The 16,175-nt window shown below is 26.3% G+C and carries 15 protein-coding genes; 6 read left to right on the forward strand and 9 right to left on the reverse strand.

Features of this window, described 5'->3' with window-relative positions:
- Nucleotides 1–199: 199 nt before the first annotated feature.
- Complete coding sequence (gene metB, locus BVAF_RS02980; RefSeq protein ID WP_013516897.1) at nt 200–1,357, reverse strand: cystathionine gamma-synthase; 1,158 nt, start codon at nt 1,355–1,357, stop codon at nt 200–202.
- 155 nt (nt 1,358–1,512) lie between these two features.
- Entirely contained in the window at nt 1,513–1,755 is a 243-nt protein-coding gene (gene rpmE / locus BVAF_RS02985; RefSeq protein ID WP_013516898.1) for a 50S ribosomal protein L31, read from the reverse strand.
- Nucleotides 1,756–2,240: 485 nt separating this feature from the next.
- Here rpmE and BVAF_RS02990 point away from each other — a divergent pair, with 485 nt between their 5' ends.
- Both BVAF_RS02990 and tpiA read left to right on the forward strand, forming a co-directional pair.
- A complete protein-coding gene (locus tag BVAF_RS02990; RefSeq protein WP_013516899.1) occupies nt 2,241–2,996 on the forward strand; it encodes a ferredoxin--NADP(+) reductase in 756 nt (251 codons plus the stop codon).
- Between the two features lie 272 nt (nt 2,997–3,268).
- A complete protein-coding gene (gene tpiA / locus BVAF_RS02995; RefSeq protein ID WP_013516900.1) occupies nt 3,269–4,084 on the forward strand; it encodes a triose-phosphate isomerase in 816 nt (271 codons plus the stop codon).
- Nucleotides 4,085–4,125: 41 nt separating this feature from the next.
- Here tpiA and pfkA read toward each other — a convergent pair whose 3' ends face one another.
- The 5 genes from pfkA to BVAF_RS03165 form a co-directional block, all read right to left on the reverse strand.
- Nucleotides 4,126–5,091, reverse strand: coding sequence for a 6-phosphofructokinase (gene pfkA / locus BVAF_RS03000; protein WP_013516901.1), 966 nt, complete (start codon nt 5,089–5,091; stop codon nt 4,126–4,128).
- A 324-nt stretch (nt 5,092–5,415) separates the two neighbouring features.
- On the reverse strand, nt 5,416–6,153 hold the full coding sequence (gene cysE, locus BVAF_RS03005; protein WP_013516902.1) for a serine O-acetyltransferase: 738 nt from the start codon (nt 6,151–6,153) through the stop codon (nt 5,416–5,418).
- Between the two features lie 32 nt (nt 6,154–6,185).
- Nucleotides 6,186–7,223: an NAD(P)H-dependent glycerol-3-phosphate dehydrogenase gene (gene gpsA / locus BVAF_RS03010; protein ID WP_013516903.1), complete on the reverse strand. Its 1,038-nt coding sequence runs from the start codon at nt 7,221–7,223 to the stop codon at nt 6,186–6,188.
- A 251-nt stretch (nt 7,224–7,474) separates the two neighbouring features.
- Entirely contained in the window at nt 7,475–7,741 is a 267-nt protein-coding gene (gene grxC, locus BVAF_RS03015; protein ID WP_013516904.1) for a glutaredoxin 3, read from the reverse strand.
- 5 nt (nt 7,742–7,746) lie between these two features.
- On the reverse strand, nt 7,747–8,229 hold the full coding sequence (locus BVAF_RS03165) for a rhodanese-like domain-containing protein (protein WP_013516905.1): 483 nt from the start codon (nt 8,227–8,229) through the stop codon (nt 7,747–7,749).
- A gap of 1,072 nt (nt 8,230–9,301) precedes the next feature.
- Between BVAF_RS03165 and rfaD the strand changes: the two genes are divergently transcribed.
- The 3 genes from rfaD (at nt 9,302) to waaA (ending at nt 14,243) form a co-directional block, all read left to right on the forward strand.
- Nucleotides 9,302–10,276, forward strand: a complete 975-nt coding sequence (gene rfaD / locus BVAF_RS03025; protein ID WP_013516906.1) for an ADP-glyceromanno-heptose 6-epimerase — start codon at nt 9,302–9,304, stop codon at nt 10,274–10,276.
- A 1,252-nt stretch (nt 10,277–11,528) separates the two neighbouring features.
- Nucleotides 11,529–12,509 (forward strand): lipopolysaccharide heptosyltransferase I, encoded by a 981-nt coding sequence (gene waaC, locus BVAF_RS03030; RefSeq protein ID WP_013516907.1) that lies wholly within the window; start codon nt 11,529–11,531, stop codon nt 12,507–12,509.
- 429 nt (nt 12,510–12,938) lie between these two features.
- Entirely contained in the window at nt 12,939–14,243 is a 1,305-nt protein-coding gene (waaA, locus tag BVAF_RS03035; RefSeq protein ID WP_013516908.1) for a lipid IV(A) 3-deoxy-D-manno-octulosonic acid transferase, read from the forward strand.
- Between the two features lie 264 nt (nt 14,244–14,507).
- Here waaA and rpmG read toward each other — a convergent pair whose 3' ends face one another.
- Both rpmG and rpmB read right to left on the reverse strand, forming a co-directional pair.
- On the reverse strand, nt 14,508–14,681 hold the full coding sequence (rpmG, locus tag BVAF_RS03040) for a 50S ribosomal protein L33 (protein ID WP_013516909.1): 174 nt from the start codon (nt 14,679–14,681) through the stop codon (nt 14,508–14,510).
- A gap of 4 nt (nt 14,682–14,685) precedes the next feature.
- Nucleotides 14,686–14,934, reverse strand: a complete 249-nt coding sequence (rpmB, locus tag BVAF_RS03045; RefSeq protein ID WP_013516910.1) for a 50S ribosomal protein L28 — start codon at nt 14,932–14,934, stop codon at nt 14,686–14,688.
- A 640-nt stretch (nt 14,935–15,574) separates the two neighbouring features.
- Between rpmB and dut the strand changes: the two genes are divergently transcribed.
- Nucleotides 15,575–16,030 (forward strand): dUTP diphosphatase, encoded by a 456-nt coding sequence (gene dut / locus BVAF_RS03050; protein WP_013516911.1) that lies wholly within the window; start codon nt 15,575–15,577, stop codon nt 16,028–16,030.
- The last annotated feature ends 145 nt before the right edge of the window (nt 16,031–16,175 follow it).

The following is a 16,175-nucleotide window of genomic DNA, read 5'->3' on the forward strand; positions in this document are numbered from 1 at the left end:
TATAATCATGAATTAATGAATTTAAATAATATATAAATCATCACTATCTTGTATATAAAATATATACCCCAAAATTTAAATAACCACTACTAACTACAACATAGTCTATTACTTTATATTTATATAAAACCAAAAAATATTTATTTCTATATTATTATCGTACAGAATGGATTATCTTATACTTAGTGTAAGATAAATTTTATCGTATTGATCCAAGCGCTTGATTTAAATCATTAATAAGATCTACGCTATCTTCTAATCCTACAGATATACGCAATAACATATTACTAATTCCTGCTTTTTTTCTTGAATCTTGTGACATAGCAGCATGAGTCATAGTAGCAGGATGAGAAATCAAACTCTCAACTCCACCAAAAGATTCTGCTAACGTAAACAATTTTAACGATCTTAAAAATTTAATTAATGTATTTTCAGACCCATGTAATTCAAAACTCAATATTGACCCAAAGCCTCTTTGTTGCGCACAAGCTATTTCATACCCAGTATTACCTGGTAAACCTGGATAATATACAGATTTAATTTCGGCTTGGTTTAAAAGAAAATCTATAATATTCTTAGTGTTCTTCTGTTGTTGATAAATTCTTGGAACCAAGGTTCGAATTCCTCGCAACAGCTGATAGCTATCAAAAGCACTTCCAGTAATACCTAACGTATTTACCCACCAAAACAATCTTTCATAAAATTTAATATTATCAGTAATCACGACTCCTGATATTACATCTGAATGACCATTCAAATATTTACTACAAGAATGTAATACTAAATCTGCTCCTAATTGTAATGGATTTTGTAAAATAGGAGTCATAAAAGTGTTATCCACAACACAAATAACACCATTTTTTTTTAAATTACATATAAAAGCAATATCTGTGACACGAAGCATTGGATTACTTGGAGTTTCAATTAAAATTAACTTAGGACTATACTTACTAACACTCCTTAACACAGATTTCAAATCACACTGATTGATAAATCGAACTCTGCAAATTCCTTTTTGATCTAAAGATTCTAATAAACGATAAGTACCCCCATAACAATCATAAGGAGCAATTAAAAAATCCCCCGGATTTAAAAAAGTCATACATATTAAAGAAATTGCAGACATTCCACTACTTGTGATTATTGCATATTGTCCCTGTTCTAAATCAGCTAAGGCTTTCTGAGCCACATCTCGAGTAGGATTTCTACGTCTAGAATAATCATACATTCTAGGTTCATTAAAACCAGTAAAATTATAAATAGTTGAAAGAGTGATAGGAGAAACTACACATCCATGCTGCTCATCACTGTTTAATCCACTCCTGACACTAATCGTTGATTGATTTATTTTATTCATATAACAGAGTTATCATCATTATATACAACAAACTTATATGTAATAAACACAGCATATTTTAAGATACTATCTAAACAACACCGTAACTATCTACATTTAATTATACATTAATATAATAATAACATAAACATAATAAACATTTATTTAATATCTTATCATTTACTTTTATTAAACTTAGACAAGAAAGCATTATCATTATTTTTATTAAAACGCTTATTAAACAAATTCACTCTCCCTCTTGTATCTATGACACGTTGAGTTCCAGTATAAAAAGGATGACACAAGCTACACACATCTAAATGAATATTATTTTTTAAAGTAGACTTCACATTGATTATATTACCACACGAACAAGTTGCTTGTATTGAATTATACTGCGGATGAATATCTTTTTTCATTTTCTCCTCACTTTACTACTAAACCTTTTATATTAAAAATCTAAATTACAATAATAAAAATAACCTACTATTCTATTATAATTATCCTAACAACTTTAATTTAGTAACACAGTAGCCACATAATAAAAGTGTCAAAATTAATCAATTCTCTACTTTAGCAATACCAATTACACATATAATTAATCTCAATATTACCCCTTATTCGATTATAAAACACACACATCTAGCTTGATACAATAATAATATCTTCAATGTATATCACAAATCAATTTAATATCTCAAAATTTTTAAAAATCACGTAATATACAATATAAATTTAAATGATATCTGCATGCAGATTACAACACTAATTATTTTATCACAAAAAAGCACACTAACATTGATTTAACAATAAAATTTGGTGTATATTGTATACACGATCGATCATATAAGAGTATTATATATGACAATGCGTTATATCTAAAATTTAATCTAGACATAAATATATGCCTACATGGATTGATGGAAAAATTATTTCTATTACACACTGGACAAATAATCTATTTAGTATTGTGATAAATGCTAAAACTGATAAATTTATCGCAGGACAATTCTCTAAGATAGGATTAAAAATTAATAATAAGATAATACAACGCGCATACTCTTATATTAATTCTCCAAACAGTCCAAACTTAGAATTTTATATTAGTAAAGTAATCTCTGGAAAATTAACTACTTTACTATATTCTTTATCTTCTGAAGATACTATACTAATCTCTAAGGAGTCATACGGACAATTTACAATTAATACAATTCCTATTTCTAATAATTATTATTTTCTATGGATGATTGCAACAGGAACAGGAATAAGCCCATATCTATCTATACTTGATAGTTTTGACAATAGACTCAATCATTTTTCAAAAATTATATTAGTTCACGCAACTAAATACTCCAAAAATTTAAATTATTTGCATAAAATGCACACATTAAAAAAACTGTATAAAAAAAAACTAATCATACAAACCATTCTTAGCCAAGAACAAACTTCTCATTCATTATATGGTCGAATACCGATTTTAATAGAGAATAATACTTTAGAAAAAAGCATAGGACTATACTTAAATAATAAAAGTCATATAATGCTTTGCGGAAACCCTCATATGATACTAGATACTAAAACAATACTATACAAAAAGTATGGAATAAAAAACTGCCCCAAAAATAAGATAAAACGCATCACTCAAGAACGATACTGGTAATAATATTTCAATCTTTTATATTCAGCAATATAATATAAATATCAATATTTTCCATCATTCTCAATCTTTAAATAAAATTTAATAATTGCTTCACTTAATCATTTTAATAAAACATAATAAACAAATATACTCTAATTTAAATTAACCCATATCATTCTATTATTAGAAATCACCTTGATTTATAACAATTTTTTTACTATATTTAAATAAGAATATATATACAAAAATAATACGTCTATTTTTTTATTTTAAAGTAAAAAAGAGAAAACTGTATGACATCCCCATTAATAATAGGTAATTGGAAACTAAATGGCACACGACAAAAAATACAAGAATCATTATCTATTTTAACTAAAGAAAAAATAATTCAATATAAAAAACATATTGATGTAGCTATAGCTCCTCCTATAGTATATCTAAGTTTAGTTAATGATTACCTATTAAAAAATTGCACCTACTTTTCTAATCAAACTAAGCACAAATATATTGAATTATGCGCTCAAAATGTCGACATTAATTTATCAGGTGCATTCACTGGAGATATCTCAGCAGCAATGCTAAAAGATTTAGGAGTAAAATATGTCCTTATTGGACATTCTGAACGCAGAAAATATCACAAAGAAAATACTACATATATCGCAAAAAAAATCACTACTGTAAAAAAAATAAAATTAATACCTATTTTATGTATTGGAGAAAACCAACAAGACTACGACTCTGGATCCACACAACTAACATGCGCTTATCAAATTGACTCTGTAATTAACTTAACAGGAATACAGGCATTTAAAAATACAATTATTGCTTACGAGCCTATATGGGCAATCGGTAATGGAATAAATGTATGCCCAAAACATGTACAATCAATTCATGAATTTATACGACAACGCATTGCTCTACATGATACACACATAGCAAAACAAATATTAATACAATACGGCGGTTCCGTAAATTTAAATAATGCTATTCAACTTCTTGAACAAAAAGACGTCAATGGATTATTAATTGGAGCTGCTTCTTTAAACATGAACACTTTTATTCAAATTATACAAACTATTGAACAATATCTTCAAAATAAACTTTACTAATCTACTATCATAATTTAAATTGTGAACTATTTCCTATGTGATTAAAATAATCTTTTTGCTGTCCTAAAAAAATCTTGTCGAAATGGTCGATGAACACATTGTTGTATAATACTACTAATATCATTATATACTAATTTTTCATTTTGAATTCCAATACAACACCCACTACATCCCTGTAATAACAATTCAACAGAATACACCCCCATTCTAGATCCTAAAATACGATCATACGCAACTGGTTTTCCCCCACGTTGAATATATCCTAAAACAGTGGCTCGAGTTTCCTTTCCGGTTTTTTTCTCAATATACTTTGCTAAATCAAATACATTACAAATATGCTCAGTAATAGCAACTATTGCATGTTTTTTACCCTTAGCAATATCAAATTTGACTTTATTAACTAAATCTTGCACTTCAAATTTTAATTCAGGTACAACAACAAATTCACAACCTCCTGCTATAGCTGCTGCTATAGTTAAATCTCCACAATAACGACCCATAACCTCCACAATAGAAACACGTTGATGTGAAGAAGAAGTATCCCGTAACCGATCAATTGCCTCAATAATTGTTTCTAAAGCTGTAAAATAACCAATAGTATAATCTGTTCCAGAAACATCATTATCAATAGTCCCAGGTAATCCAATACAAGGACATCCCATATCACTTAACTTTTTTGCACCAATATAAGACCCATCCCCACCTATAATCACTAGAGCATCAAGATTACGTTTTTTAATGTTACGCACAACCTTTTCTCTAATAGTATATTTTCTAAAATCCGGAAAACGAGAAGATCCAAGAAACGTACCACCTCTATTAATTATATCTGATACACTACAATGATTTAATAAAATCATACGATTTTGGAATAATCCCAAATAACCATCATATATACCATAAACTTCTAAACCTTCAGACAACCCCGTACGAACGACTCCCCGAATAGCTGCATTCATCCCAGGAGAATCTCCACCACTTGTCAATACTCCTATTCTTTTTATCATATATACCAATTTTCAATTAATTATACTCAATCCCACCTTAATCACACTAAAACAATGCTATATATACACATGAATATTTTCAAAAAATAACCTTTACACAAATTTTAATCTTAAAAACTACATATAAATATTATCCATACAATTCTAATAACAAATAAATCTATTCCATTTTCATAAAAAATGAAAAAGTAAAAAATATAACAACATACCCATTCTTTTATTTTTTATAAAATAAGATCAATGCTCTACGTTTAATAATTTACTTTAATAAAATAATTCTCCTTATAGGACATATCTAATTTTATAACTTTCACTGCTTATACACTAACTAACTAATTGAGCAGATTTCCCAGTAACTGTAGAATAAGGAGGGACTGAATGTAACACAATTGAACCAGCACCTATTTTTGCTCCACAACCTATTTCAATATTACCTAAAACAATGGCTCCAGCTCCAATTAATACATCTTGCTTTATTTTTGGATGACGATTCCCCTGAATTTTACCAGTACTACCTAATGTAACCGATTGCATTATAGAAACATTATTTTCTATTACTGCTGTCTCTCCTATCACCACTCCAGTTGCATGATCCAACATAATTCCACGTCCAATCTTAGCAGCAGGATGAATATCAACATTAAAAATAACAGAAATACAATTATAAAAATACATAGCTAACTCTTCACGATTATTATTCCATAACCAATGAATAATGCGATATGCTTGTAATGCATGAAATCCTTTAAAATATAAAAAAGGAGTAATATATTTTGATACAGATGGATCATTCAAACGAATTACATATACATCCCATGCCGCAGAAATAACAATATCATTATCATCTTCATATATATTTTTCAACATACCAATTAAATCATTTTTTTTTATATCTACATTACTTAACTTTGTAGACAACATATAAACTAAGGCATCCTTAAAACTGTTATGTTTTAATAAAAACATATATAAAAAATTCATCAATAAAGGTTCAGAATTCAACAATAATTTAGCTTCAAATATCATATTACTCCAAACCATATCTATTTTATTTACAACCATACACCTCCTTAAAAATAATAAATCAATATAATTTAACTTGAAATTTCTATTTCATCAACATATGTTTGTCTCAACAATTCATAGACCGACTCATAAATATTTTTATTTTCATATAAAATCTGATATATTTGATTGGTAATAGGCATAATAACCTTATGTTTAATAGATAACATGTGTATTGCTTTCGCACTATACACCCCCTCTATTACCTGACCTATTTTTTTTCTAGCTTGATCAATATTTATCCCTTCCCCTAACAAGACACCAAAACGACGATTACGCGATTGATTATCAATACAAGTCAATACCAAATCTCCTAATCCAGCTAATCCTGAAAATACGCTATCAGTAGCACCCATCGCAACTCCTAATCTAGACATTTCAGCTAAACCTCGAGTAATTAAAGCAGTTCTAGCATTAGCCCCAAACCCTAATCCATCAGATATGCCTACGCCAATTGCAATAACATTCTTTACAGCTCCTGCTACCTGAACCCCAACAACATCAGTATTTCTATATACTCGAAGATTTTTAACAGAAAATAATAGTTTTTGAATATCATAACTAAAATCAACATCATTAGATGTCAAAGTTATTGCAGTAGGCAAACCTATAGCAAGTTCTCGAGCAAAAGTTGGACCAGAAATTATAGCAAAAGAAACATTATTCCCCAAAACATCATCAACTACATCCTTTAATAATCGACCAGTATTAGGCTCCAAACCCTTAGAAGCAATAATAACACGAATTTTATCTGTCAAATTTATCTTTATCTTTAACAACACACAACTAAAAACGTAACTAGGAACAGCAATTAGAATGTTCTTAGAAACACTTAAGGCTATCGATAAAGACTTCTCTAAATATAACAAAGGAGGAAAAGGAATATTAGGTAAATTAATTGGATTAGATCGATTACTTTTAAGTATCTCAATATGTTTAGAATTATGTCCCCATAACACAACTGCATTACCACCTTTAGATAAAGCAACAGCTATCGCTGTTCCATATGCTCCAGCTCCAATCACAGTAATAGCAATTGGTTTTTGCGCTAAACTCAGGATACACAATGATCTAACCAACTTATAAAATATGCAACTAATTGTAGTAAACTACCTTTTTTTTAAATAAAAACACTTCATTATAAAACTTCACCATAATCTATCTCAATTTACTAACTCATACTCCACAATACAAAACATTTTAAAAAATAAAAATTCAGACTCTCCCTATTTTAAAATATACAAATTTTTTTTTAATAAAATCTCAAAAAATCTAGCTCAAAACAATCTTATACTAAACATAACAAAAAACATCACTATTATTTTAATACCAAATTCAAAGCCTCCTGATCATCATTAAACTTCAATAAATCATCCGACCCCCCAATATGCTTTCCATTAATAAAAATTTGGGGCACTGTGACACATCCTCCAGACCTAGTACGCATTTCTAAATAAGTAGCATCAGAAGAATCCCTGCCAACAAAAATTTCTTTAAAATTTAAAGACTTACTCTTTAAAAAAGATTTTGCTTTATCACAATAAGGACACCCTTTCCTTATATAAATTTCTATATTATAAGACATTTCTATTATTCCCTTTTCTGATTAGCACCAATTTTATTTGTTTTTAAAAATAAAGGAAAATTCTCTTCCCAACTTAAAATACCCCCTTTCAATAAATACACCTCCATATACCCCAATTTCTTTAAATGCCTTCTCAACGCAAATAATGACCATCCTCTACAAACATCATGTACAATAATTAACGGACTTCTTTTATTTTTAACCCAATCACTCATTGAAAAAACAACACCATACTTTATATCCTCAATTTTTACATTAATACTATTTATAATATGACCAGATAAATATTCATTTGAACTTCTTATATCTAAAACCACTGCATTCCTTTTATTAATCAAAAAAACAACTTTATCACAAGAAATTTCAAAATAACCAAACACATACCCTATAATAAAATTATATACCACGATAAAAAAAAACACACACCACACAGAAACTAAAAATAAATGCCTCTCTGTAAATGCCACCAATTCTCTTAATAACATCATTAACAACAATTAATCATGATTTTCTTACATCAACTCTTTAAAAACAAAAATAATTAAATATTTCCCTTTTTTACCGATTAATCATCCCCTATTCAAATAACAATCAAACTAACACACCTCAAGTTTAAACTCATATACTTTACAAACAACCAACCCATGCATAAGCTTTTATGCACTAAAACAAATTACCTCTCATACAATAGTAACACACATACATATATTACTACCAAAATTATTAAAAGTAAACATTTTCTCTTATCTGATTTTCATACCTAAAATAGATAAAAGAAACAACGTACAATTTTCTATAATTCAATTGACAAACCCCTCCAATTCAAAGATACTACTCAGTATAATGGGAAGAGAGAAGAAAACTAATATATATATAACTATAACATACCACAATCAAATAATATATACACACCTTCGTATGTGGCTGTAGCGTTTGTGTGTGCTACGATTGAGCTGTGGTATGATGAATGAAAAAAAATAGTTTATATTTGTGCCCGGCCTTTATTATTATTGTATGCTACCTTCACTATTTTTAGCGGTTAATGTTCTTTAGAGAAAATCTAAAAAGAAATTTGAAGAATAGATTTCTTGTATAGTTATAAGAAGGGTCGGTAATAAGTCTTGGGAAGTAAAGTTGGACTTTTTAGTGAAAGTAACAGTTATATATAAAATATATCATAGAATTATTGATCAGTAAAAATAAGATATTGTAAAGTGTATTTATTCTTAATGATGAAATTAAAAAATCAATGTTGGGATATACACTTATGGTGGTGTGATGATATTAGTATAGTATATATGTTTTAAAATTATTTTACTTTCCTTATTTATATAATTAAAATGGTAGAAAAGCATGTGGTATTGTTGTGGGGTCAGAAATAAAAAATCCATTAAATAAAGATACAAAGTAATGTATAGAGATGACTTATTGAAAATAAGAAATTGATCCGATATGTTCATTGTGTAAAAAATTAAAAATAATAATTTAATATGCACTAAAGGGCATATATTTAGTATATATCATATATTTTTTATGTAGAAAACTCAGAGATATTGAGACATGATTATAGTTACTGGAGGAGCTGGATTTGTTGGTAGAAATATTATAAAAAAGTTGAATGAGGTAGAGAAAAAAGAAATATTAGTAGTCGATAATCTTAGTAATGGTAAAAAATATAGAAATTTAATGAATTTAGATATTTCAGATTATTTAGATAAAGATTATTTTATAAATAAATTATTAGATAACCCTAGTTATTTTAAAAATATAGAAGTAGTATTCCATGAAGGTGCTTGTTCTAATACAAGGGAATGGAATGGTAAATATTTGATGAAAAATAATTATGAATATTCTAAATTACTTTTATTTTACTGTATAAAATATGAGATTCCTTTTATATATGCCTCTTCTGCTTCAGTGTATGGATCAAATATGTGCAATGTTTATTGTCGTAATAATAAAATTATTAATTCAATTGAGAATCCGGTTACTATGTATGGTTACTCTAAATTTTTATTTGATCGGTATGTACATAATATATTGCCTAAGGTAAAGTCTCAAGTATGTGGTTTACGATATTTTAATATATACGGTCCTCATGAATTTCATAAAGGCCGAATGGCAAGTGTTATTTTAAATATATATAAAAAAGTTAAAAATAAAGAAAGTCCTATTTTATTTGTTGGAAGTAAAAATTTTAAAAGAGATTTTGTATACATAGATGATATAGTGAATGTGAATTTATGGATTTGGTATAATAAAATATCTGGTATTTTTGATTGTGGTACGGGTCACGCTAGGTCTTTTGAATTTGTCACTAGTATTGTATTAAATCTTTTAAATTATAACACAATAAAGTATGTTACTATGCCAAAAGAAATACAAAAATATTATCAATATTTTACAAAAGCAAATATTTCTCAACTTCAAGGGATAGGATATGAAAATAAATTTATTGATGTAAATGAGGGTATTTATAAGTATTTAAATTGGCTGAATTTATATATGTGTATGATAGTATATTATTTTGTATGAACAGTGTTAATGATTAATTGTTTGGTAGAAAAAGATACAGTAATAGTGTATATTTTATATAAAAATTATTGTTTATGAAATATGGGTTATAATTAAAAGGTTGGTTGTATTGTTTCAATTCGGTATAAATAAATTTATAGTAAATAAAATGATAGGGTGAAAGAAATAAATCTTATTACTTTCATAATATATTATTATATATAGAACTTTAAAATTATCAGCATATTATTAATAAAGAACAATTATTCGACAACTGTATGCAAGTAATAGCGTTAATTAATTCATTTAAATTTGTTTTCATATTTTTTATTGGGTACTTTTTTATTAGAGAAAAAAATTAGTTTGATGAAAATAAAATGATGCAATATAGGCTTTTATAGAAAATGATATACGTTAAAAATACAGTAGCAATTTTATTCATAATAGAAGATATGATTCTTTATAATATTATGTAGTATGATTTAAATATAACAAAAATTTTCAGATTCGTCTTTTTATTGATATTATTTGTATTAAAAAATAAGGTAGTGAAATTCATAATAAATAATTTAGGTTTAAATTGCATAATTTTTATGTAAATAATTAATTGGGTATGATGATCTTGAATTAACATATGAATTATTAAAATTAGTTCTCTATTATTATTATATAATTTAAATTTAAAAGTAATTTGTATCATGGATGATACGTAGTAATTTGTAAGATTGTGATAAAATTGATTATCAATAAATAACGTTATTAAATTTGTTAAATTTAATAAACTGAAAAAAATTTATTAGAATCTATTGAAATCATACTTCTTTAGAATAAAAAATTTTGGTTTTATTTATGTATTATATATGTCGCAAGGGGTAATAATTCAGGGATGGAGTATTTCTCTATAGTAAACGTAGTTTGTAGCAGATAATGTATAATGTATTTTTTTGTATTGGGAAAACATTATTATAAATCACATACACAAGCTTATCGTAGGGAGGTTGATGTGAATTCAATAGACATACATATATGATTCATATCATATATGTTACGTACGTTATTTTCTATTCCGATTTTTAGATAATAAGTAGTGTTTTGTCATCAAACATAGTATAACAGATATATATTGATATGTAGAATGAATAAAAATCGTCATATTATTCAATATAATGATGATTATCATAGGAATTTAATTAAAAAACTTCAATTCAAAAGTATTTAAAGAATTGAAACATTATTGAAGTAATAATTTTAATTTGTTAATGTAAATATTATAATGAGTACGTATCATGCATTGATTATAAAAATTTCTTCTATGGGAGATATCATCCATACCTTACCTGCGGTGACTGATGCTGCAAATTTTATACCTAATGTATTATTTGATTGGGTTGTTGAGGAAACGTTTGCTGAAATTCCACAGTGGCATTTATCCGTATTTCAAGTTATACCCATCAAACTAAGACTGTGGAAAAAGAAATGGTATACATTGCGTTCCTGGAAAGAATATAATAATTATATTACACAAGTAGGGGCTAAAAAATATGATGCTATAATTGATGCTCAAGGTTTGTTAAAAACATCTTTATTTGCAACATATTTTGCTGTTGGAATAAAGCATGGTTTAGATCGGTTTAGTGCTAAAGAACCTATAAGTTGCTGGGTTTATGATAAGTGTTATCGTATTAATAAAATTCAACATGCTATAGAACGTATAAGAAAATTATTTGCTTATAGTTTAGGATATTCAGTCCCATCATGTATAGGACAATACAATATTCGACATATTTTTCAATCTTGTATAAAAAAGAGTGAGGCCCCATATTTAATATTATTACATTCCACTACTTGTTTACTGAAGTGTTGGCCAGAATCTAGTTGGCTAATTTTTATACAAAAAGTATTAAAATTTTCAGATTATCGTATAAAAATCCCATTTTGGACAAAACGAGAAGAGTGGTTTGTTAAATGTCTTAAAAATTATTTTTCTCAAATTATAGTTTTACCGCATTTAACTTTGTGGGAAGTTTCTATTCAAATTATACAAGCTTCAGCTATTATCTCAGTTGATACTGGATTAAGTCATCTAGCAGCAGCTTACGATTGTTCTAATCTAACTTTATACGGGCCAACTAATCCAGAATTAATAGGTACGTATGGATTGAATCAAACTATTTTAAGATCTAAAACAGGACGGATGGATAATCTTCATCCAGAGTTTGTTTGGAGTAAATTTAAAGATAAGTTTTTTACATAATTCTTTTATTTGAGATCCGATAAAGAATAAGTTTATACATAAAAAATTTTTAGGATTAGTAGAAGTTCCATAAGACTGCATGCAATATTTTATTTTAAACTTTCATTAAATTTTAATTAATTTATTTTTTAAAATATTTTACAAGTATAGTAATTAATTTGTTTATAAAAATTCGGTACTTGTTGAGTAGAATTTTATACATAATTAGACCCCTTTATTTTACTATTTGGTTTTTATTAAAAATTTATATTTTTATCTCAAACATACAAACCTAATTTTTTAGATTTGTATGTTTGAGTGAATAAACCATACACTATGAAATATACTATCATTAAATCAACATTTTTTATATATATTTATATATAATGATTATAGTATTGGGGAGTTCTATTATATTAGAGATTTGTTTATATTTTAATTAATAAATATATGTATATTTTTTATTTTGTAATATATGACATAATCATGTATATTGTTCAACCTATAATTTGGATCCGGTTGTTGTGGCTTAGTATAAAAGTTCCTGAATATCGTAAAAATTGGTTAGAACGTTATAGTTATCATTATACTACTATCGGCAGTAGTAAGCTAGGAGGGATAGTATTACATGCGGTATCAGTAGGAGAAATATTATCGATAGTGCCGTTAATTAAGAAGTTTAAAAAAAAATATCCTAATCTTGCTATTATTGTTACTACAATGACCCCTTCTGGTTTAAAATTAGCTTGTCAGGTTACGATTAATTATCAGAATGTACAATGTATGTATCTTCCATATGACTTACCTAATGCTGTAAAAAGATTTATTAATCGTATTAAACCTAAATTATTTATTATTGTGGAAACAGAATTGTGGCCTAATTTAATTAGAACTTTATACTTGTATAAAATTCCTATTGTTATTTTAAATGCTAGATTATCTCATTCTGCTTTTAAAAAATACAAAAAAATTAGTTGTTTTTTTAAGTACATTGTTCAATGTATTACTATAGTTCTTGCTCAAGATAAAGAAAATGCGGGTAGGTTTCTTAAATTGGGGTTAAAAAGGTATCAATTACGTATTATAGGTAATTTAAAATTTGATGTTGTGGTTACTCACGATATATTAAAACAAATTTCAGATTTAAAACAAAATTGGACTAGAAATCGAATAGTATGGATAGCTGGTAGTACACATCAGGGAGAAGAAAAAATATTGTTGAAAGTACACGAAAATCTTTTAACTATATTTCCAAATTTACTTATGATTTTGTCTCCAAGACATCCTGAGCGTTTTTCGCATGTTATTAATATTACTAAAAATTTTGGTTTTTCTTATATCACAAAAAGTAGTGGAGTAATTCCATCAGAAAATATACAAGTAATTATTAATAATACTATAGGAGAATTAATGTTGTTATATGGAATTTCAGATATAGCTTTTGTTGGAGGTAGTTTAGTGCCACATGGAGGGCATAATCCTTTAGAACCGGCTACATATGCTATTCCTATAATTATGGGACCTTATGTGTTTAATTTTAATAGTATTTGTTCTACTTTACATAAATTAGGAGGATTAATTAATATTGTTGATGTTGATTCTTTAATTAAAGTTATGTATCTTTTATTAAAAGATCAAGAACTTCGTTTACATTATGGGAAGTGTGCTTACAAAGCATTTCAAAAAAATGAAGGAGTAACATCTCAAGCGTTCAATATTTTGAATGATTATTTAACTAAAAATTATGTACAATAGTATATGTTAAGTTGATTTAAGAAAATTATATGTATTTAATATATTTTAAAGCAAATGAAAATTTTTAAAGTATGTTTGTTTATTTTTGATAAATAAATTATTTTTATATTGTAAAGAATTGCGCTTGTAATTTAAATAATGAGTAATTGTAGTATTTATAAATGACATACTTTGGTATTTTTTATTACGTTAAAGTGTTATTTTTTATAGATGATAAATTGAATTGTATTGTAAATTTTAAATTAGGTAAATTATTATTTTATATTATTTTTTATTTTTACTTCTTTCTACGTATATTACATGTTTTCGTATAATGGGATCATATTTTTTTAATCTTATTTTTTCAATGTTTGAGCGTTTATTTTTTGTAGTACTATAGAAATGCCCATTTTTAGAAGAAGAAAATAAATAAATTATTTCACGAATTTCTTTAGCCATGATTTTATTTCTTTTTTGTTATTTTTATATTTTTAGAAGATAAATTTGATAAATATTGGTCAATACCCAATTTATCAATAAAACGTAGACCTTTAGCAGAAATACGAATTGAACAAAACTTTTTTTTGCTATCTATCCAAATACGATGATAATGAATATTTGGAATAAACCAACGTTTGGTTGCATTCATAGAATGAGAACGTTTATTTCCGTTAATGGGACGTTTTCCAGTAATACGACATATTCTAGACATAATTTTATTTTTCTACTCTCACATATATTTTAAAAATTTATTCAAGTAAGTAGTATAAACTAATTGTTATAATGATAGTAGTTATTTTCGATATTATTAATTTTAATTATAGTAATTTTTAGATTTTATGTTTATAGTTTATTATGATTGGTTTGAATTATCTTTAAATTATATATATATTGTTTATTTATATTTTGTAATTTTAATTTTTTTATAGTATTTAGAATATACAAATAATTTTATATAGGAGATTTTTATTTTTTATTATTGTAAAAATTTAACTTTATTTTAGAAATATTAATATGTTTTAATTGTATGGTATTTTTTTACATAGGAGAATATTTTTGATTAAATTTATTGAAATGATATTTATTAGCTAATAATAATACCTATTAGGGGTTAATAGGCGTACGTAAGTAATATTGTACTGAGATTTAAGATAAATTTGATTTTTTTATGAATAAAAGGATAATTTTAATCCTTTTATTATAGTGTGTATTTCATTAAAATAAATTTATATGTATATGTTATATTATTTGATTGTAAATTTTAGTTTAATAATTGTTGACGATATTGAATTAAAGGGGGTTTCAAAAAAGATGGGTTTTGTTATTCATTGTATTTAATTTTAATGAAAAATATGAAGAAGACCATTGATATAAAAATTGTGGATAATCGAGTGTGTAGGGATTTTCTATTACCAAGGTATATGACTGAAGGATCTGCGGGATTAGATTTGTTTGTCTGCCTTGATAGACCTGTTATTATTTATCCTAATAAAACTAAACTTTTTTCTACTGGAATTGCGGTATATATTTCTGATCCAAAAATAGCAGGTATCATATTGCCTCGTTCTGGGTTAGGACATTATCATGGTATAATATTAAGTAATTCTGTAGGGCTTATTGATTCAGATTATCAAGGAGAAATACAGGTTTCTTTATGGAATAGGGGGGAAGAAGAATTTATTCTTACTCCTGGGAAAAGGGTGGCGCAATTATTATTTATTTCTCTTGTGCAAGTTCAGTTTTCTTTGGTTACATCTTTTAAATCTTGTAGTATGCGTGGTACTAAGGGTTTTGGTCATTCTATGTGAGAAGTTATTATAATAATGTAGATTTATCTTAAAACATGTAAATTTTAGTTATGTCAAATATATAAATTGGGTTTTTTGATATCTATGTAATTGATATTTTATTATGAATCATTAAATAAAACGGGATATTATGAATTGGACCCGT

Origin of the sequence: Candidatus Blochmanniella vafra str. BVAF, from assembly GCF_000185985.2 — a bacterium.
Taxonomy (GTDB): Bacteria; Pseudomonadota; Gammaproteobacteria; order Enterobacterales; family Enterobacteriaceae; genus Blochmanniella; species Blochmanniella vafra.